This window comes from Sinomicrobium weinanense, from assembly GCF_018863395.1.
Taxonomy (GTDB): domain Bacteria; phylum Bacteroidota; class Bacteroidia; order Flavobacteriales; family Flavobacteriaceae; genus Sinomicrobium; species Sinomicrobium weinanense.
Map to the genome: position 1 here is coordinate 121,421 of NZ_JAHKRR010000007.1, position 20,476 is coordinate 141,896.

At 42.5% G+C, this 20,476-nt stretch carries 14 protein-coding genes; 6 read left to right on the top strand and 8 right to left on the bottom strand.

Annotation, left to right across the window (positions count from 1 at the left end):
• Nucleotides 1–81 precede the first annotated feature (81 nt).
• The 4 genes from KN811_RS21885 to KN811_RS17305 all read left to right on the top strand — a co-directional run bounded on the left by KN811_RS21885 (nt 82) and on the right by KN811_RS17305 (nt 3,400).
• Entirely contained in the window at nt 82–1,284 is a 1,203-nt protein-coding gene (locus KN811_RS21885) for a hypothetical protein (protein ID WP_247716539.1), read from the top strand.
• Between the two features lie 109 nt (nt 1,285–1,393).
• On the top strand, nt 1,394–2,206 hold the full coding sequence (locus KN811_RS17295) for a helix-turn-helix domain-containing protein (protein WP_187964123.1): 813 nt from the start codon (nt 1,394–1,396) through the stop codon (nt 2,204–2,206).
• Nucleotides 2,207–2,286: 80 nt separating this feature from the next.
• A complete protein-coding gene (locus KN811_RS17300; RefSeq protein WP_216334913.1) occupies nt 2,287–2,745 on the top strand; it encodes a YybH family protein in 459 nt (152 codons plus the stop codon).
• Nucleotides 2,746–2,875: 130 nt separating this feature from the next.
• Complete coding sequence (locus KN811_RS17305; RefSeq protein WP_187964122.1) at nt 2,876–3,400, top strand: DinB family protein; 525 nt, start codon at nt 2,876–2,878, stop codon at nt 3,398–3,400.
• A 496-nt stretch (nt 3,401–3,896) separates the two neighbouring features.
• Here KN811_RS17305 and KN811_RS17310 read toward each other — a convergent pair whose 3' ends face one another.
• The 5 genes from KN811_RS17310 to KN811_RS17330 form a co-directional block, all read right to left on the bottom strand.
• A complete protein-coding gene (locus KN811_RS17310; RefSeq protein WP_187964121.1) occupies nt 3,897–4,115 on the bottom strand; it encodes a hypothetical protein in 219 nt (72 codons plus the stop codon).
• 487 nt (nt 4,116–4,602) lie between these two features.
• The gene (locus tag KN811_RS17315) at nt 4,603–7,260 is read right to left on the bottom strand and encodes a sodium:solute symporter family protein (RefSeq protein ID WP_187964120.1); all 2,658 of its coding nucleotides are present in this window, start codon (nt 7,258–7,260) and stop codon (nt 4,603–4,605) included.
• Between the two features lie 19 nt (nt 7,261–7,279).
• Entirely contained in the window at nt 7,280–9,316 is a 2,037-nt protein-coding gene (locus KN811_RS17320; RefSeq protein ID WP_187964119.1) for a family 20 glycosylhydrolase, read from the bottom strand.
• 61 nt (nt 9,317–9,377) lie between these two features.
• Complete coding sequence (locus KN811_RS17325) at nt 9,378–10,979, bottom strand: sialidase family protein (RefSeq protein WP_247716540.1); 1,602 nt, start codon at nt 10,977–10,979, stop codon at nt 9,378–9,380.
• A 12-nt stretch (nt 10,980–10,991) separates the two neighbouring features.
• Complete coding sequence (locus KN811_RS17330; RefSeq protein WP_187964118.1) at nt 10,992–12,158, bottom strand: n-acyl-d-glucosamine 2-epimerase; 1,167 nt, start codon at nt 12,156–12,158, stop codon at nt 10,992–10,994.
• 176 nt (nt 12,159–12,334) lie between these two features.
• Here KN811_RS17330 and KN811_RS17335 point away from each other — a divergent pair, with 176 nt between their 5' ends.
• Nucleotides 12,335–13,054: a FadR/GntR family transcriptional regulator gene (locus KN811_RS17335; protein WP_187964117.1), complete on the top strand. Its 720-nt coding sequence runs from the start codon at nt 12,335–12,337 to the stop codon at nt 13,052–13,054.
• Between the two features lie 94 nt (nt 13,055–13,148).
• Here KN811_RS17335 and KN811_RS17340 read toward each other — a convergent pair whose 3' ends face one another.
• The 3 genes from KN811_RS17340 to KN811_RS17350 form a co-directional block, all read right to left on the bottom strand.
• On the bottom strand, nt 13,149–14,651 hold the full coding sequence (locus tag KN811_RS17340; RefSeq protein ID WP_187964116.1) for a RagB/SusD family nutrient uptake outer membrane protein: 1,503 nt from the start codon (nt 14,649–14,651) through the stop codon (nt 13,149–13,151).
• A gap of 10 nt (nt 14,652–14,661) precedes the next feature.
• Nucleotides 14,662–17,964: a SusC/RagA family TonB-linked outer membrane protein gene (locus KN811_RS17345; protein WP_187964115.1), complete on the bottom strand. Its 3,303-nt coding sequence runs from the start codon at nt 17,962–17,964 to the stop codon at nt 14,662–14,664.
• A gap of 77 nt (nt 17,965–18,041) precedes the next feature.
• A complete protein-coding gene (locus tag KN811_RS17350) occupies nt 18,042–18,968 on the bottom strand; it encodes a dihydrodipicolinate synthase family protein (protein ID WP_187964114.1) in 927 nt (308 codons plus the stop codon).
• A gap of 135 nt (nt 18,969–19,103) precedes the next feature.
• Between KN811_RS17350 and KN811_RS17355 the strand changes: the two genes are divergently transcribed.
• Nucleotides 19,104–20,240, top strand: a complete 1,137-nt coding sequence (locus KN811_RS17355; RefSeq protein ID WP_187964113.1) for a recombinase family protein — start codon at nt 19,104–19,106, stop codon at nt 20,238–20,240.
• Nucleotides 20,241–20,476 lie beyond the last annotated feature (236 nt).

The following is a 20,476-nucleotide window of genomic DNA, read 5'->3' on the forward strand; positions in this document are numbered from 1 at the left end:
TGGCCCAGTTACAATGTAAAAAGTGTACCACTAAGATAGTCGAATATAATTATATTTTTATTGCGAAAAACAAGGGATATAATGAAACACTATAACACATACATCGCAGTCATATTTTCACTGATTCTACCGGCTATTTTTACACAGAGTTCCGCACAATCCATAATAACGAAGGAGGACCTGGTTAACGCCACTATTGAGGCAGATGGCAAATTAAGGATTATACCGTCTGAAACTTCTTCTAAAAATGATTTTGACTTTTTTGAAGGTAATTGGAAAATCCATAACAAAAAACTCAAAACACGATTGAACAACAGCACGGAATGGATTGAATACGATGGCACCAACAAAGACAAAAAGATATTGAATGGGCTCGGCCATACCAATAACAATCGTTCCGTTATTGATGGTAAACCCTACGAAGGCATAGGCCTTACCCTCTTTAATCCGAAAACAAGACTGTGGAGTATTTATTGGGCAAGCAGCAAAAATGGTATACTTGATAGAGACAATCCTGTCGTAGGCTCCTTTGAAGGTAACATCGGCACTTTTTATGCCCGGGAAACTTTTAATGGTAAACCCATTATTGTCATGGCAAGGTGGGATAAAACTGATCCGGACAAAGCCATCTGGAGCCAGGCCTTCTCCGAAGACAACGGAAAAACATGGGAATGGAACTGGTACATGTACGAAAACCGGATCATTGAAAATGAAAAAGAACTCCGGGAAAAACTGCTGACATTTGACACAAAAATCCCCATTCCTGATCTTTCGTTTGATAAAAACGGAGAACTGGTCATCAAAGCCTCCGAAACATCTTCCCACGACGACTTCGATGTGCTGACGGGCAAGTGGAAAATGTACCATAAAAAACTTAAGTCCAGGTTAAGCAATAATAACGAATGGATTTACCTGGAGTCTGTTGATGTCAATTATGGGACCATATTACAAGGTATTGGCAATACGGATTTATATAGGGCAACCTTTGATGATAAACCATTTGAAGGGTTTACGTTACGGTTATTCAATCCGGAAACAAAATTGTGGAGTTTGTATTGGGTAGCAAGCGATTCAGGTGTACTGGACCCGCCGGTTGTCGGTTCGTTTGACAATGATATCGGACACTTTTTCGGAAAAGATACTTTCAATGGAAAAGATATCGTCATGGTGTTCCGCTGGGATATGCGCGACAGGCAGCATCCTGTATGGAGCCAGGCCTTTTCTGAAGACAACGGAAAAACATGGGAATGGAACTGGATTAATGTTTCGTATAAAATGGAGTAAAAATAATTTTGACTTATAACGCAACACTAATGCGTCATAATGGCCTGCCGGTTTTGCTCTTTTTTTCATCTTCTTGCTTTGTTTTTATCAGCACAGAATTTCAGTAGTCATGGTCTATAAAACAATTGTTCCGGGTGATGAATTAAGGCCCTATATAAAGAGGTTCTGGTTTTTCGATTCGGAAGAATTCATCATCAGAGAGGAAGTTCTATTGCCTTCGGGTTACCTGCAAATTGCTTTTAATTTAGGAGGTGCCGAATGGCAATCTAAACGTGGTGATAACTTCGAGACCGACACAAATTTGGAATTGCGTGGCCAACAAATGGGCCCTTCAAGGACCAAAATGATTGGACGTGATATTATCCTGGGAATCAATTTTCATCCCCATACGGCCTGCTGTTTTATAAATGACAGAGCCACTATTTTCAGTAATAATATATTCGATCTGCATGACGTTTTTGGAAAAGACACCTCCTTGTTACATGAAATGTTGCTTTCAGAAAACGATTTAACTGCCCGAATCAATATACTTGAAGCATTTCTGATAAAAAGGCTGAGTAAGTACAAGGTAAAAGAAAGAAATATAGAGTTTCTTAATTATATGATATCCTTATTGGCACAAGACATTACTACCCCAACTGCAGTAAAAAAAATGACAACTGAAACGGGATACAGTGAACGTCATATACAGCGGCTGTTTAAAGAATACATTGGCGTAACGCCTAAAGAACTTCAAAAAATATATCGTTTCCACGAGAGCCTTCGCGAATTAAACAAATCTCCCGGTACTCTTACCTCGGTTGCATATAAGTGTGGTTACTCAGATCAGTCACATTTTATTAAAGATTTCAAATCTTTTACAGGAATTACACCATCTTCTTACCAAAAAGGGTTATTTCCGTCGAGCAGTAGTTTTCTATAAAATAGAAATGTCGGTTTTTTACAATCATAACACTTAACTGAAGTATACTTTTATCCAATAAAAGCTTAAATCAGTTAGTTATGACAGGCAAAAACTATTTATTTGGAATCATGACCTTGGTATTTTTTATCTTCTGTCAGAAAAACTTTGGTCAGACATCTGAACTGGAAGAAGCAAAAAAGGCAATAGCAGAAAGTAATGCTATTTATTTTAAATCGTATGAAAGAAACGAACCCAAACTTTTTACAGATCGCTATGCCAAGGATGCATGTCTAATGGAACCGGGTAAACCGATTATGTGTGGTGAAGACGTCGTGGCTGAATTTTTCAGAAAGTCATATGCCGGTGGTACCCGTAGTGGTGAATTTATCACCCAGGAGGTTTTTGGCGCCGGGGACGGATATGTTGTCGAGGTTGGTTTGCTTAAAATTTATGATGGAAAAGGAAAACAGAAGGATAACGGAAAATATCTGGTCCTCTGGAAAAAAACACCTGATGGCTGGAAAATGTTCCGGGATGCATTTAGCAGTAATCAATAACTGTGAATATTATTAAACATAAATTACTTTGTGGCTTTAGGTCATATCCATACGTTTGCAATGTCGATTATACTCCACCCGATATACCCAAACAAAAGTAATTTTAGTACTCATTAAATTATTACACATAATGATGAAATATATTTTGATATTAATTGGTATGGGAATATTAGTAAGTTGTACTAATAAGACCCGGAATACGAATGATCTTGACGTGAGATCATTACTCTTACAACAATTGAAAAATACACATAACAACCAGGAATGGTTTGTGCCTTCAATAAAAGCAATCGAAAATCTTTCAGCGGAACAATCAAACCGGAGAGACAGTACAGCAAATCATTCCATAGGCGAATTAACTTCTCATTTGATATTTTGGAATGAAAAGCACTTAAAAGCAATAAAAGGTGAAGACCTATCTGATTTCCAAATTGAAAGCAACGAAGTTACATTTAAAAAATATAAAGATTTAGAATGGAAAACCGCAGTTCAAAAGTTAGATCATCAGCAATCGGAACTGGAGATGTTAATTGAAAACGCAACACCGGAGCAAATTGATCAATGGGGCTCAGCGATAGCCAATTTAGCGGCACATAATGCATATCATACGGGTCAGATCATTTACATAAGAAAACAGAACGGATGGTGGAAATGATTAATCTCCGAAGGGGGTTTTGTATCGGGTATGGACACTCCCAAACAAAATGAATGCAATCTGTTTGAAACAGAGTTATGCTTAAACAAAACAGGAGATTGCAAAAGCCGGACACTTAAAACCCTAACAATAAAACCCAAATAAAAAGCGAGATCTCTTACAGAAACCTCGCTCAGTGCGGATGAAGGTACTGCACTCGAACAGCTTATTTCTATTTTAAAATTCCTTAGCAACTTAAAAACACAAAATCAAAACACCTAATATCAATTAGTTACAATTAAAACAAAACATTTATATTGAGCTATTTCACGATCGCATAAATTCTCGTTTTTCCCCAAAAATTGAATTAAGCTGATAAACTAAATTCTTTTCCTTGAGTTCGACTCGAACCCAAGGGAATGGTAGAGGGACTACAATCGAACATCTCATACTATTTTGGAAATGTCTTAATTTTTTTGAATAAACAAAGCTAATTTTTATTTTTTCAGATTTGTCCCTAGAGGCTATCCTTACGCGTTCCGGGTTGTAAACCGTTCAATAGTTTTTCTATCGCGTGGTCACCTGGTATTCCGGGGGCTTGTTGCGCTTCGTCTTTTACAGATCCGTTCGCATTGGCTTCCGCTGCAGATGTGCCCGGATTTCCCAGCTTATGTGTTTCTTTACAGGAAATCAGCAATGTTGCCAGTATGATAATTGTCAACATCTTCTTTTTCATTTCATTTCTGCTTTTTGCATCGCGACAAAGATGCGCAACGCAATTTTTGAGGTTGCCAATTTTTCGCATATGATCAGGTTTTGATTTCAGAAAAGTCTTTATTCCACCTCAAAAACAGCCAGAATCTCCACCGAAGAATCTACCGAAATGGACGAAGTTTTGTAAGTGCCCCGGTTTAGGAAGATAAAAAATTTACAGTAAAATTTTAAAGGTCAAGAAAAGAAGATTCAATTGAAATCAATTTTAAAGGATATAATTATGATAGCAGGAGAATAAGATCAAATACCGGCTAATTTTTATTTTACGGTTATTTTAACACAGCCCATGTCGAATCTCACTGTAGTTTCTTTTACTTCTCACAAGAAGATAACCTTTACTTTATTTCCGGGAACTCCCTTACCCCAGAAACGGACAATTTTACCTTGTTACAATACCATATTATCCGTAAATATATCCGGCAATGAGAGTTGGGCATTTAAATTCACCACTATATTTTTTCATTGTTCTTTTCTTTTAAGACCATACTGAACATATACCCAAAAGCAAAACACGATACAAGCCCGAGCAATGCATACATTAAAAAATTTATTGCCGTATATACGCTTACAAACCATATTAAGATTCCACTGAGCACCAGGCCTGTCAACGTTCCCCTGGAATTTGCCGTTTTTGTGAGCATGCCCAGTAAGAACATTCCTCCCAATCCACCGGTGAACAATCCTAAAAACCTGTAGAATTGGTCCCAAAGCGATTTTATGCCGGAGTTAGCCATCCACAATGCAAGTATGGTCCCTGCCAGCCCCGTCAATACGGTGATCCATCGAGCTATTTTTAACAATTTTAAATCGCCTGTTTTCGGATTGTAATGTTTATAGAAATCGTTGCAAAAGGCCGTTGAAACCGAATTTAAACTGCTGCTTATACTGGACATGGCGGCAGAAAATATACCCGCGATCAAAAGCCCGGAAACCCCGACAGGTAACTCGTTGACTATGTACCACGGGAAAATAGAATCGTTATTTGAAATTTCAGGGGATAAGCTGTTGGGCATTTCGGTATAGAAAATAAACAACAGGGTACCGATCCCGAAGAAAATGATCGTTGCCGGCAGGGTAAGCACGGCATTGGTGTACAATGTTTTTTGCGAATCCTTTACACTTCTGCTGGTCAAATAGCGTTGCACTATGGTCTGGTCCGTACCCTGTGTTACCATGGCCGAAGCCAGGCCTCCTACAAATACCACCCAAAAAGTGGATTCCGTAAAATCAAAATCCAGATCTGCAATATTGAACTTACCTTGCTCAGAGGTATAGCTGATCATTTCCCCGAAAGGGGTTTCGGTATGAAGCAATATCCAGGCAACCGCCAAAACGCTACCCCCCAAAAGTACAATGACCTGCAATACATCCGTCCATATTACGGCCTCTATCCCTCCGAAAGTGGTGTAGGCGATACAGATGATCCCCATAATAAGAATACTCGTTTCCACGGAAATCCCGGTTACAATGGAAATGGCCAAAGAAGGGAGTAACAATACTATGCCTATTCTTCCCAGCTGGAATAGAATAAATGACAGGCTGCCCAGGGCCCTGGCCAGATAATTAAACCTGTCTTCCAGAAATTCGTAGGCCGTCCTGATCTTTAACCGGTTGAAGTACGGAATAAATAAGAACGCGATCAAGGGCGTAATAGCTATGGCCGCTATATTCAAAAAGAAGTATGACCAATCCGTAATAAATGCCTTGGCAGGAATAGCCATAAAGGTGATGGCACTCAATAAGGTTCCGAAAACACTCAGTCCTGAGGCCCACCACGGTATTCTCCCGCCTCCTACAAAATAATCTTCCGTGGATTTTTGTTTTCTGGAAAAGTAGATCCCAATAGCCAGGGACAGCATTAAATATAAAAAAAGAACGGCATAGTTTAACCATCCAAATTTACCTTTTCTTTCTCCGGTACTGAATTGGAGAACTTCCGGAGTCCTGATCCCGGGGGACACTTCGCCGGAAACAATTAAAAAATCATCTCCTTTTTTAAAGGATAACGCCGTTACCGGAATATGCCCCTCCATTGTATTGTACACGAACCACTTATGCGTAATGGTGTTATAGGCCAGTACTTCCTTTTGAAAGCCCGGGTGATGGTTTAAGATATCTTTTCTCTTTTGGATAAGCCCGGCCTTAAGGGAATCATTCTTTTGGCGCCGCTCTTCTAATGACAAACGTTCTATTTTATCGAACAGTTTTTCATCAGAACCTCCATAAACCAGGATATGCATGGAGCCCTTTGCCTCTACCGAAGCCCCCATGACCAACTTTTCCTCTCCGTGTATCAAAATTTTTCCTTCTTCTTTCCAGTCCCCTGTTTTCAGGTCATAAGAAAGATAGCCGGACAGGGCCACGGACTTTTTTCCGGTCATTTCATTTCTCCCTCCGATGACGAATATTCTTTTGGCGGTGGAAGTTTCCTGAACAGCCATAGCATGGACAGCCCTCGGCGGGCCCGGAAAGTTTGGCAGTTTTTCCCAGATACCACTGTTGTTGTGGATATTTATACGGTAAAAAACATTTGTACTCCCTTTATCGTTTTTCCCCCCTGCAACATATATATATCCGTTAACATAAACGGCAGCCGTATAGGACAACGGTTCGGGCAAAGGGGTATATTGATTTACAACAACTTCTTTGTTGTCTGCATCATACTTAAACAGAAAGACCTTATCACTTGTGGTATCCCGGTTATCTCCCCCTATACTGAAGATCCCTTTATCTGTAGAAACGGAGGCTGCATAGGCCACGGGAAAAGGCAGTTTATTTTCGGAAAGGGCCCATTGTCCATTCTTATAAAAATATATCTTATCGCTCCAGACTTTTTCACCACCTTCCCAGGGCATGGCCTCCGGAAAATTGGCGCCTCCGGCAGCAATAACCATATTGTTATGAACACCTCCCAGCATCCCGGCATATCCCAAAGATTCCTGTTGGCCAGGTGGGGCAGGAAGCCCGGACAGGTTTGTTGCCTTAATCCTGGTGCTATCGACTCCCTTTGCATGAAGTGCATGTACAAATGCATTGAAAAGGACCAATAGCAGAAAAAAGCATCTGTTTTTATTTCCCTTAAAAAGTGGTCGGTTAATTATTTTCATCGGTGTAGTGCCTCGCTGTTTATTTCGTTGGGAAATCGGATATCAGGAACTCATTATCATAAAAAGGAGCGAATGTGAACATCCAGTTTTGATAATCGTTGCTCCCGGGGACTTTTATTATGATTTCGTTCCAGCCCTGCTTTAAAGGTACGGTGACTTTATTCCTGGTCCAGTACAATTCTTCATCCCTCCACGGAATTTCCTGGTCTTCGGCACTTCCCCAACCGGAGGTTTTCGAGGGTTTCCATCCGGGGTTTTTCCAGTGAGGTGCCGCCAATTCAATGTCGTTAATCCAGATATTTCCGCCGTTCACATCCCATTCACCAGACTCCGGTGTACCCGCGTATACCCGGTTGGCCCTGAAAGGGGTCTCAAAACCTATCCAGGCATTTAGGCCTGTTTCTTCTTTTGAATGGATATAGGTCACGGCGTAATAATCTTCTCCGGGTTTAGCGCCGGGATAGTAACCTCCCAGCTTAAACCGGTCTTTGATATATATGGTATTTCCCGTTGCCGATTTGTAATTATTGGTATCTTTTGCAAGGAGACGTATTTTTCCGGAAGTCATATCCGGTTCAGAAGCATCAAAAGGGCCGAATAATTTCCAATGCGTCTGCGCCTGATAGGTGTAGGGAAAGGGTTCTTCCTTAAAGTATTTTTCTTTATGGTACATTAAGAACTCTTCAAATGCCTTGAAATAGGTGTTTTCCGGCGTTCCTTTTAAGGGGATCTTGGTCAGGTATTCTTTTGAGGCATGCTGCACATCAGCAGTCCAGGTTTTCCAGGCATAGGTTAATAATGAAGGATAAAGCGGGTTATTCCTAATAAAATCATCTTCTTTATCTGAATTGACATCATTCCACATACAGATAATCCCTCCCTGCACATCGTTTACGGAACCTTTGCCTATCGGCTTAAAAAACAGCTTGGAGATATGCACAAATGGATCGCCGTTATTGATATAGCTGTTCCATGAGTCGATCTCCCTGTATGTATTCTCTTCTATGTGATCGGGTTTCCAGGTTTGACGAATTACATTTTGACTGGCCGGAAGGCCCGGGTTCCATATAATAACTTCTCTTCCGTGACTTTCACATGCACTCACCATTCTGGTGATAAATTCTTCGGGATTGTCTATTTTAACTTCATCCGAACCGATATGGACGGTCGGGCAAAGTTCCTTTGGTATTTCCTCAAAAAATTCACTCAGCGCCTTTTCCAGGATCTTCATTCCTTCCGGTGATTCCATTTTATGCCCGGTCGCTGTCATAAAAGAGTCGCTGTGTCCGGGCATGTCAATCTCGGGAATTACCTGTATCTGCTTTTTTTCAGCATACTTTATGAGCTCCCTTATTTCATTATAAGTATAATATTTTCCGGGATCTCGTGTTTGCCGGTGATTCCCGGCGGCTGTAAGCTCCGGAAAGACTTTGCTTTCTATACGCCATGCCGGCCTGTCGGTCAAATGCCATTGAAAGACGTTAAACTTATACCTGGCCATGACATCAATTTGATGCTTCAATAGTTCCAGGCTCTGAAAGTTTCTGCCGACATCTACCATATAACCACGTACCGGAAAGGCGGGCTTATCCCGGATAGCACACATCTGTATCGCAGCTTTTCCGCCGGAAACAGCGATAAGCTGCCTCAGCGTTTGCATGGCATAAAAACGGCCGGCATTGTCCGAAGCCCTGATCTGAATGCTCTTTTTCCCGACTTCCAAAACATATCCTTCTGCCGGCATATTTTTTACGGTTTTGAACACGACGGACTTTCGGGACCTTTCGGAGAGCTCTATGTGATTTTCGTTTAAAATGTCCAGGAACTCATCCATCAACGACTGGGATAATACAACATCTGATGACAATTTAACCGCTTCAAAGGATGCACTCCCTCTTCCCCACACCGCTTCCTGCGGATACGGAATGAGTTTTACCGGGGCCTTTTGCAGCTCATCTGCGGTAAGCCTGGATTTAAAAATATCTTCCTGGCTATTTGCCCTGTTTACAAGCAAGAACAGGATAAACCATATTAAATTTTTTTGTCCTTTTATCATTTTTGAGGTGTGTGATTTACCTGAAGTAAGACCCGACCGGTTAGCCCTACCTGTATATCGATTATAATCCGCTAAAAATATCTTCTATGGGTATTTTTTGAAAATACAGGTCTCCCCGGCCTTCATACAGGATGCCTGCATGATCCTTGTCAACCTGAGTCAGGCAGGAATAGCCATAGGTGTTTTCTTCATAGATTTCCAGCTGGTTCTCCTGTGGCCATGACATACCATCGTCTATGCTGGCCTTGATGGTGATATGGTCTCTTGCAGCCCTGGAATCGGGGTTAGAGAAGAACAACACGCTGTTCTTTCCTGCAACATCCACTTCAATAATACTTGCCATGCATGTAGACTCCTGCAATGCTTTCCGGGAGGTGGGATGTTCTGCCCAGGTTTTCCCCATATCCCTGGTTATGGCTACGGAGCGGCCGTTTAAAGAGTCTTTTCGGCCCTGGTGATTACGGTTATCGCGCATATTCAACATCAAACTGCCATCGGACAATTCAACGACCTGGGCTTCTGTGGTATCTGATTTGGCACCGGTACCTACATGCCATGTTTTACCGCCGTCCCTGCTGTAAATAATGGTAGAATAAGGCACCTTATCCTTATCTTTATATTGTGCCGCAAAAACCAGAGTACCGTCCTTCATGGTTATCCCCGATCCCGGGCCATTAAAAAATAACTGCCAGTCCGGGTCCTTGATCTGAGGGGTTATGTTTATGGGATCGGACCAGGTAAGTCCGTCGTCCTCACTTTTAACCAGGACAAACTGCCCTGTTTCTTCGGGAGTCATTCCCGGTTTAGAGGCATTCCAGGCCCTTTTGCCCTTATTGCCGCTTAACCACAGCGCCGCAACCCATATGGTATTGGTCTTTCTATCTACCAGAACGGCAGGGTCGCCTATACCGTTTTCATCCTGGGGCCTGCCACCGTATTCCTTCATGTCCATAATGATCTTCATATTCTCCCAGGTCTGTCCTCCGTCGGTACTTCTGCTCATCCCCACATCTATATCCTCCTGCAGGTCTGCCGAATTGTTATAGCGCACATCATAAACCGCAATGAGCGCCCCTTTATTGGTCGTTGCCAGTCCGGGTATGCGGTAGGTATCCGCACCGTCATCGTGTTTTTGACGGACTGCAATGCCAATACGCTGTGGTTTTGACGGTTCCTGTGCTATCTCCAGGATCTCATTTTTATCGTCCAGCCCGACATGTGTGAGTTGCGCCCCGATTTTATGCAACAGATCGGGGGTACCTTTCAATCGCACAGCTAACCAAAAGTAATGTTCTCCGGAATCCAGGTATTGCTCGCCTGTGACCTTTGCCCGGGGTCCGATATCTGTTACAGAACCAAAAAGTGATGCCCGGGAGAAGTCGTCTTCAGAAGCATATAAAACCAATGCCTCTGCAATATCATCTGTTTGTGTGGTTCCCTTAAAACCGAACGTAAACGATTTTACTCTGACCTCACCGGGAACACTATCTTCAGGGATATTGAACCTGATGGCCAACACCTTGTTCTTTTCTTTATTAGCCAAAACGGGCAATACGGGTTGCCGGGTATTTACGGTTATTTTATGCACTTCCTTTTGGTTGTTACAGGCAGCCATAAGAAGCAATGCCCATACACACAGAAACAGGTTCAGGTAATTTTTCATAGGATGTAAATTTTAGTCTTGTCGTTGGTTTTCAATGCGTTCAAAAGTTTTCCAGCACTGGTACATGGCACGCGGCACGTGAAAACAACCTTTCCACTTCCCTCCTTTCAGTGTAAGCAAAGGCTGCCCCTGCCTGTTCAGATACCCGAACCATTCTCCACGGGCAGGATCCGGAAAATGAGACCAGGTATAGTGATGTACTTTCTCATACCATTGCCATATGGCATCGTTTTGTGTTTGTTCATATGCCTTGGCCAGTGCTACCAGAGTTTCCAGGTGTACCCACCACAATTTCTGATCCCATTCCAGTTGTTGGAGCGGATGTCCTTTGGCGTCCATAAAATAAAAGATCCCCCCGTATTTTTCGTCCCAGCTGTACTCAAGGATATTTAAAATGGTCCGGGTAGCCTTTTCCCGGAGTTCCACATCATTCCGGCGGGCGGCTATATCCAGCATAAACCACATCGCCTCAATGCCGTGCCCCGGATTGAGCAGCCTGCCTTCGAAACTATCGGATAGCGAATGGTCCTTATGGACAAATTCGTAAACAATACCGGACCTTTCCCGTAAAAAGACCTGCATCACCTCACGGACACTGTGATCTATTGTCATTTCCACGTCTTCAGACCCCAGTACATCTTCGAGCTCCAAAACGAGGTTCGACAGGATCATGGGGAGCGAAAACCCTTTTAAGGGCCTGGCACCGGTGCTTTTCTCATAGCGCCCTTTCGGATTATCCCTCTTCTCTATAATATTGAAATATGTGTTCCTGGCCAGGGTTTTAAACGATCTGTCCCCGGCTGCCCTGGAATATTGGGCAAAAGCCATAGCCGCAAAACAATCGGAAAAAATGTTATACGGTTCCACCAATGGCCTGCCGTCTCTGGTGGTAGAAAAATAGATATTTCCATCCTTGTCCATTCCGTGTTCCCGGATAAAGTCCACACCCGATCTGGCGATATCCAGCCAACGTGGTTCCGGGGCCACATTATTGTATAACATGGAGAACATCCAGGCCTGCCTTCCCTGCAGCCACATAAATTTATCTGTATCGTACACTTCACCTGTTTGCGTTAAACAGGTAAAATAGCCTCCATAAGTGCGGTCCAAAGAATTCTTCTCCCAGAATGGGATGATATTTTCGAAGAGCGTATCTTTATAAAGTTGAGAATATTTCATATATTATGTATAACATAATACAAATTTATGTAATTTTGATGATACTGCCATCTTTTTATGGTATTAAATACATAAAATAAAGTATTATATATACCCGGCATTGATTAACAATACTATTTTTGTAAAAAATCCCGCCCCCGGGATTACCGAATGACGATCTATAACAGGAAAGTGATATGAAAAAAATGAAAAAAATAGGGCCTGTGGATACCCTGTCCCTGGTCGATAAGGTAGAGTTGAGGCTTATGCAGTATTTCAAAGAGAACAACCTGAAGCCCGGAGATCCCATCTCCAGGGAGATAGATCTTTCCGAGTCGTTAGGGGTGAGCCGTACCGTGGTCCGGGAAGCACTGTTGCGTTTACGGACCCTGGGATTTATCGAATCGAAGAAACACCGGGGCATGATCTTCAAAGAACCGGATATCATCAATAATTTTGAACGTATCCTGGACCCTACCCTTCTCGGGGCAAATACTTTAAAGAGTCTATTTGAACTCCGCCTGATCCTGGAAATGGGAATGGCCGACTTTCTTTTTGAATACAAAACAAAAGAGGATCTGGAGGAGCTGGAGAACATTGTACGAACGGAAGAAGAAACCAGCTATGACAAAACGGTCTTTTCCCTGGACAAGGAGATTGCTTTTCATGGAAAGCTATACCAGATCTCCAAAAATACCACCCTGCAACGTTTCCAGGACCTGCTGCTACCGGTTTTTGAATACCTGTACCAACAAGAAGAGTTCAAAAACAACGGGACTTATGCATACTCATCGGGTAAGTTTGTCACTCACCGAATGTTACTGGACAACCTGAAGGTGGGAACTCCCGAGACCTTCCGCAATGCCATGCGAAGGCATCTGGAACCTCACTTTGACCGGATTTTTAACTCCAAATAAAAAGAGGGGCTTCCCCCTCTTTCTAACTAACCCAGACTAAAACCGGCTATCGATACAGGATTGTACTGTTTCTCAGCCAGTTTTTATCCCATATCTATTCATAGCCCGGAGTTTGCTCCAGCATGGGATTCCTGCCTATCATATCCAGGGTTATCGGCAACAAGAGCTTATATTCCTCGCCGGGGCTTAAAAATTGCACATTATCCGTCACATATTTATCACCTGCCCTTCGAAGGTCCCACCACCGTTTACCTTCGGCAATAAATTCCTTATATCGTTCATCCAGGATCGCCTTGGTGTTGTCTTCTTCAGAACCATTGACATATGCATGTATTGCAGCGTCATAATTCCCGGCATAAGCACGCTTTCTGACCTGGTTGATCTCGGCAGAAGGGTCCTCCCCGAGCCGGTTCTTTACTTCCGCCAGTAGTAACAGCACGTCCGCATACCGGTATAAAGGGACATCGTTATCCGATATTCTGATGCTTCCGTCAATACTTCCGCCGAATTTACGGATAACAGCACCAAAATATTGTGCGCCATCATATACGGGATAGCCGGCTCCTCCGTTATCATCTTTATACAGCCGGATAAAAGTAGCGTCTTTCCGGGTATCCAGCGTATCATCCGTAAGCAACAATGTTTTTTCAGACGGTCCGTACCTGTTTGCCCCGTTCACGATAAAATCATTCATGGAATTTCCTTTATCGTCGTATTGTGGCTGGATCTCCGTGGTCCGCCCCGTAAAACTGCTGTAAAAATTCGTAGCCTGGTCCTGCTCGTATTGAAGGGCAAAAATAAACTCCCTGTTGTTTTCATTGTCTGTAGACCACAACTCCCCATAATCCGGTTCCAGCTGTACGTCCATATCCTGTATTTGCAGCAAAGCATTTTTAGCCACTGTATAGTCTGCTTCTCCCCCGTTGAGCAATGTGCCGGACCAGATGTACACCTCTCCCTTAAGCGCCAGGGTTGCTGCTTTGGACCAGTAAATGCGTTTGCCCTGCCAAAAGGAACTATCTCCCCCGAAAGCATCCAGGGAAGCCGTTATGTCCGATTTTATTTGTGCCATGACATCTCCTTCGGATGATCTCGGCTTGCTCAATCCTTCGGGATTTGTTGTAGCCAAGGGTTCGGTTGTGATCGGAACACCTCCCCAGGTTTTCAATAAAGTGTAATAATACAGTGCCCTCAGGCCATAAGCCTGTCCCAGCATGTGGTTCTTTTCAGCTATATTCCCGAACGTTATATCCGGAACATTCAGTAAAAAATCATTTAATTGATGGATCCTGGTATAAATTCCGGCCCAGCCGCCAAAAGGGGCCGTGGAAACTGTTATGTTAGATTCTATCAGGTTCAGGTTATCAGGAGATTCAAACGTTTGCCCTCCCCATACATCACTCCGGATCTCCCCGAGCAACCACATCGTAGAATTCAGATCCCGCAATGAACCGTAAAGTCCGGAATGTGCAGCTCTGGCACCGTTTTCCGAATCCCAGAACCCGGAAGCTGTTAATTCACTTGGCGCTGTTAACTCCAATTCGCTTTCGCACGAACCGAGTATTGTCAATGCTAAAAATATATATAAATATCGCATGGCGTTTGTTTTAAAAGGTTAAATCAAGTCCAACAGTAAATGTTCTCGGTACGGGGAATTCTCCGTACTGATATCCTCCCCTTTCAGGTGTATCTCCGCTATAGCTCTTAAAATAATGCAGATTACTTCCTGTTACATACAACCTCAACCGGTTTATCTTATCTTTAAAAACCTCTGTCGGCAGGTCGTAACTCAGGGTAACTTCCCTTAAGGCCAGGTAGTCCCCTTTTTCCCAAAAATGACTGTTTACTACGGCTTCACTACCTCTGAAAATATTTCGCTGTGCATCTACAAACACAAACCTGGGGATGTCCGTATGGCGGTTTTCGGGTGTCCAGGAGTCAAGGACAAGGGCATCCTGGTTTAGATTGCCCTGCGTCTGTGCCAGCCCTTTACCCCGAATGTGATTGTATATAACATGCCCGGTAGCAAAATCGGTCTTTACAAACAATCCGAAATTCTTGTATTTCAAATTCGTACTGAGGCCCCCGATAAAGTCCGGAGTAGTCCTTCCAATGACCTTTCTGTCATAACTATTAATAACATCATCATTATTTACATCCACCCATGCCACATCGCCAGGGTATCGCTTGGTGGGGTCGGGCAGTAATTCGTCCTGTCTGCCAGCATGTGCATCTACCTCGGCCTGGTCTGCATAGATATAATCCTGTTCATAGGTTACCACAAGATCCGTCCCAACCCGTTGTCCTTCCTGTAAACCACCGACCCATTCTAATTCGCCGGTATTCGGGTTATAGATCTGCGAACCTCCTTGCCGGTTCAGTTCATTATCGTTATCCGGTAGTTGCTGTACAAAACTTTTGATATGAGATACAGAGCCATTCACATTCCAGCTAAAATCTTCATTGCGGATTATATCGGCATTTAATTGCAGTTCAAGACCTTTGTTCCTCAATATACCGTTATTCGTCCTTATGGAACCGAACCCTGTCCAGTATGGCAATGTTAAATCTGATATCTTGTCTTCTACGTCGCGTATAAAATAATCGGCTATTATATTAATCCTGTTCTTGAAGAACGATATATCCAGCCCCATATTGAAGGTTGTAGAACGTTCCCACTGTAAATCGGGAGTAGGAAGGCCTGTGTTTGCATAACCGGTCTGGCCATCGTAAATACCCTGGGAACCATAAGAACCGAAGGTCACATAATTGGCCGTGTAATCGGCCTGGCCGGGAACTACCAATGACGCCAGGTTTCCGTTCACACCATAACTAAGCCTCGGTTTTAGGTTTGAGATCACTTTACTTACAGGAGAATCCATAAAAAAGCCTTCTTTATGCACATTCCATCCTATCGAGGCACCCGGGAAGAACCCGAACTTCTCATTGCCGAGCCTGGACGAGCCATCCCGCCTGAACGTAAGGCTTACAAGATATTTGTCCTTAAAATCGTAATTCAAGCGCCCGAAAGTGGAAACAATAATATTTTCCGATTTGAAACTGCTGGGCACGCCATTGGCCTCACTACCGGCATTAAGGGTATAGATAAAGTCTGTAGGGGAATTTTTGGTCCCTGCACTACTTAAAAAAATATTGTCTTTATAATATTCCGCACCGAGCAATAAGTCGAAATTATGCTCACCAAAGGACTTCGCGTAATTCAGGGTTCCCGTTAATTGATTTCTAAGCGTTCGTTCCAGGCTGGTAGAGGCGTTTCTTGTTGTAATAAGCGTACTTCCGTTTAAATATGCCTTATTAAACGATTCGTTATGATTGTTGATCGTGAAATGACTTCCTTTTAAGGACAAGGTCAGGTCGGACATTATATCCCAATCCATCCCGACAGAAGCCGATAATCGTTGTTCTATATTTTCTCTTATAAATTTATCCTGGTAATACAACGGATTGCCAAATCCGCTATTGGTCCCGGGATTGTACTCATCTGACAAACTTCCGTCTTCATTATTGTTATAGGTCCTGGAGGTAGGCGCCTGACCGGCAAATCTTCTAAATACGGTATCGTCGTTCCCCAAAGGGCTTCTGTTCAGGTTGGAATGTGAATACAGTATATTGGAATTTACCCTGAACTTATCGGAAATCTGGTAGGACCCGCTGAATTTACCGGAATACCGTTTAAACCCGGACCCCAGGATCAACCCTTCATTGTCCAGATATCCCAGTCCCAAGTAATAAGTCCCTTTTTCATTGCCTCCATCAAAGGACAGGTAGTGATCTGTGGTTTGACTGGACTGGTATATGTTGTCACTGACATCATTTTCCAGAAAGAGGATCTGCCTGGCCGGATCGAGTGGGTCGGCCATGGTACTCCATCCCGGCCTGTTCAGCAAATACCTGTTGTTTTCAGTCAGGTATTGGACCGTAAAAGGTGAATTGGTGGTATTCCCTCCGGTACCGAATGCCGTAGGGCCATCCAGAAAAGCGGCAAACCCATTCGGATTATTGGTCGCTTCCCTATAGTATTGGACAGCCTGCCGGTTGTATTTAATAAAATCTGCCGCACCGAGATATTCGGGTGTTTCCCGTTTGTAATTCATGCTGTATTTCTGCTTATAGTTAATGCTCGACCTGCCCACTTTCCCGGTTTTTGTGGTCACCAGGATCACACCGTTCGCAGACCGCGCTCCGTAGATAGCTGTGGCCGCGGCATCTTTTAACACCTCTATCGACTCTATATCATCGGCATTTAAGGCATAAAAACTACCGGGTATCCCGTCTATAAGTATCAGGGGAGAGCCGGAACCGTCGAAGCTGGTCCCTCCTCTCAAAATAATTTCCGGGGTAGAACCGGGCTGTCCGGTGGTATTGGTAACCCTTAACCCGGCTATGGTACCCTGCAATGCTGTAGCGGCATTTGACCTGGTTGATGTTTCCAGAATACGGGTATCTAATTTGGAAACCGAGGTGGTTAATTTGGCCCTGGACTGTTTTCCATATCCCGTAACTACCACTTCATCCAGTACGGACAAGTCTTCCTGAAGAGCCACATTAATCGTCGATCGATCCTGCACAGGTATTTCTTCCGACACATATCCCATATAACTGAAGACCAGAATATCGCCGGGGTCAACCATGATATTGAACTGCCCGTCAAAGTCCGTTTGGGTTCCCCGGGCAGTCCCTTTAACTAATATTGTTGCCCCGGGCAATGGTACATTGTCCTGGTCGGAAACACTCCCGGAAATTTCCCTTTGTTGTGCAAAAACATCAGAAGAAAAACCACAAAAGGCAAAAATTAAAAATAGTAGTGTTGTAATATGCCCTCCTTTCTTCAAGCCTGGGGAGAGGGGACCATTATCCCTGCCTCCCTTCTTTAGTTCTGATCGTTTCATAATAGTTGAGTTTGGTTAATGATTATAAAAGCTAGTTAAATTGTATTATGTATAACATTATAAATTAAAAAAATAGATTATGGCTCCGGATTTACCCGTAAATGGCCAAAATAGCGATTCAATACCGCATCCTTCTCGAATTCCTCCAATAAGGTTTTCAATTGTGTATCAGACAATGTATTATGTGGAAACCGGCTCGGGCCCAGATCCAGCCCGAACACCCTCATAAAGCTCTTCCCTGCACCGTTAAAACCGGCTGTACCGTCCAGGAGCTCCACAAATTTCACCGCTTTTTCCTGTAAATCCGAGGCTTGGCGGTAATCCTGCCGGTTGAATGCCTCAAGTATATCCCTGTACAATGGAAACAGGTGATTGTAGGTACTGCCTACCCATCCCCTTATGCCGAAGGGCAGGCTGGACAGGAACATTTCATCAATACCGAAAAGAATCTCCTCTTTTCCGGATTCCCAGGTCAGGGAGACGCATTTTTGTATATCTGTCAGGTCGTTATGCGTAAATTTAATTCCTGAAAAATTCGGGATTTCTTCGCGAGCAATTTTAATAAAATCGGACATCTTGAAATCTACCCCCGAAAGCACCGGAATATGGTAATAATAAAAAGGTAACCCGGGAGCTGCCCCAGCTATCTCCCTACAATACTGAACGAGTTTGCCCAGGTCCTTAACCCCAAAATAGTACGGGGCAATTGCAGAGATAGCATCCGCAAAATGAAGCGAATGTTCCGCCAGTTCACAGGCTTCTTTCAAAGAAGTATGCCCCACCTGATTTATCACGTAAAGACTGTTTTGCCTTTCCTTACCCCAAGCCTCGATCAACATTTTTCTCTCTTCAATGGTCAATGACACAAAATCACCGGTAGAACCATTTACAAAAACTCCCCAAACCCCATTTCCGGAGAGATAATCTGCATAGCGGTGTATTATTTCCGTGTTCAAGGAATAATCTTCCTGCATGGGAGCATAGGTAGCTGCTATTATTTTCATATAATTGTATTATGTATTACATATACAAATATATGAATTTTTCCATACGATGTATTATTTTATAAAAATTTCGATATTATTCCCAATAAACCACTTTATATTTTTATAAGAAGACTGCCTATTAAACCCTAAAAATTGTATGCAAAAGAAGGGCCGTATTTATCCAGTGTTCCCCCATATGGGTACAGAAAAGCGGGAGAATGTAAAGAACGTATTCTTGTTGTGGAAGATAGAGAAGCCAAAATCGTTAGGTTTATATTCGATGCCTACCTTCGAAAAATCCCGTTGTACATAATAAGGGAAAAAGCTTGTAAAATTGGTTTTCAAAGAAAGGGAAATACGGCTATACAAAGAATACTCAAAAATCCTGCTTATGCAGGGTTACTTAAAGTTAAACCTTTCAAAAACTATCCTGGCGGACTGTTTCCTGGAGCACACGAACCCATTATTGACAGAGTAACCTGGCATGAGGTGCAAACTAAAATGAAAAAGCCCAAGAAAACAAGAACTAAAATTGATGACAATATACCCTTAAGAGGAATCTTAAAATGCCATTGTGGAAAACCACTCACCGGTGCGGCTTCAAGAGGCAAATCGGGTAGGTATTATTACTATTACAAGTGTGCCTCACCCGGGCATAATAATATCAGTGCCATAAAAGCATATCATCAATTCCTAGGTATATGCGAATTTATGAGTTTAACCAAAAGGAAAATTCAACAAATTAAAGAAAAATGTCATCTTCGCATGGAATCTTTGATAAAAAGGAACAGAAAGGTTGTAAAAACAAAAAAGCAACAATTAGAACAGGTAAAAGAAAAACTCTATAGTGTAGAAGAAAAATGGATAAAAAACGAAATCAAAAAGGATACCTATAACAGATGGTACACAACCTATAATCATAACATTCTTGAATTGGGGGATGCTATAAAACGTTTAAGTCAAAATAAAATATTTGATCTGTTAACTAAAAACCTCGACTTCCCCGGTGACGTACGTCATATCTATGCTTCCATAAATACTATAAAGAAAAGAGTGTTTGTCAGCATGGTATTCCACAATAATTTATATTATCAAAATGACATTTACCGAACACCAACAATGATGGAACTGTTTACTCACAACCATTCAAAAATGAAAGAAAAAAGGCTCCTTGTTTATGAAAAGAAAACAGCATTCCGTAAGAATGTACCATTGTGTGAGAATACCGAAATATCCATAGAGCGTCTTATCCTCTTTTTAATGTTTTTGGATAGCCTGAAAATATCATAGCACACCAAATGCAGTTGTAGAGTTAGAATGAGTAATTATTGAGGTTATTAAGGAAAAAATTGGTGTTTACTCCTCTAAATACGGTATAAATAAAAAATTCAAGAAAACAGCCTATCGAACCCTAGACCATCTAATTGATTATCAATCAGATAAAAAAACATAATAAAGTTCGATTTCCCAGCAGCCCTATACTTAATTTTCCTACTTTTGAAAAAATAAAAAACATAAATTATTGA

Excerpts from the sequence above, each read along its gene's own strand:
- KN811_RS17330 (WP_187964118.1), bottom strand. The coding sequence starts at position 12,158 with ATGAAATATTCTCAACTTTATAAAGATACGCTCTTCGAAAATATCATC.
- KN811_RS17320 (WP_187964119.1), bottom strand. The coding sequence starts at position 9,316 with ATGATAAAAGGACAAAAAAATTTAATATGGTTTATCCTGTTCTTGCTT.
- KN811_RS17325 (WP_247716540.1), bottom strand. The coding sequence starts at position 10,979 with ATGAAAAATTACCTGAACCTGTTTCTGTGTGTATGGGCATTGCTTCTT.
- KN811_RS17315 (WP_187964120.1), bottom strand. The coding sequence starts at position 7,260 with ATGAAAATAATTAACCGACCACTTTTTAAGGGAAATAAAAACAGATGC.
- KN811_RS17350 (WP_187964114.1), bottom strand. The coding sequence starts at position 18,968 with ATGAAAATAATAGCAGCTACCTATGCTCCCATGCAGGAAGATTATTCC.
- KN811_RS17310 (WP_187964121.1), bottom strand. The coding sequence starts at position 4,115 with ATGAAAAAGAAGATGTTGACAATTATCATACTGGCAACATTGCTGATT.
- KN811_RS17300 (WP_216334913.1), top strand. The coding sequence starts at position 2,287 with ATGACAGGCAAAAACTATTTATTTGGAATCATGACCTTGGTATTTTTT.
- KN811_RS17295 (WP_187964123.1), top strand. The coding sequence starts at position 1,394 with ATGGTCTATAAAACAATTGTTCCGGGTGATGAATTAAGGCCCTATATA.
- KN811_RS17335 (WP_187964117.1), top strand. The coding sequence starts at position 12,335 with ATGAAAAAAATGAAAAAAATAGGGCCTGTGGATACCCTGTCCCTGGTC.
- KN811_RS17305 (WP_187964122.1), top strand. The coding sequence starts at position 2,876 with ATGATGAAATATATTTTGATATTAATTGGTATGGGAATATTAGTAAGT.
- KN811_RS17340 (WP_187964116.1), bottom strand. The coding sequence starts at position 14,651 with ATGCGATATTTATATATATTTTTAGCATTGACAATACTCGGTTCGTGC.
- KN811_RS17345 (WP_187964115.1), bottom strand. The coding sequence starts at position 17,964 with ATGAAACGATCAGAACTAAAGAAGGGAGGCAGGGATAATGGTCCCCTC.
- KN811_RS21885 (WP_247716539.1), top strand. The coding sequence starts at position 82 with ATGAAACACTATAACACATACATCGCAGTCATATTTTCACTGATTCTA.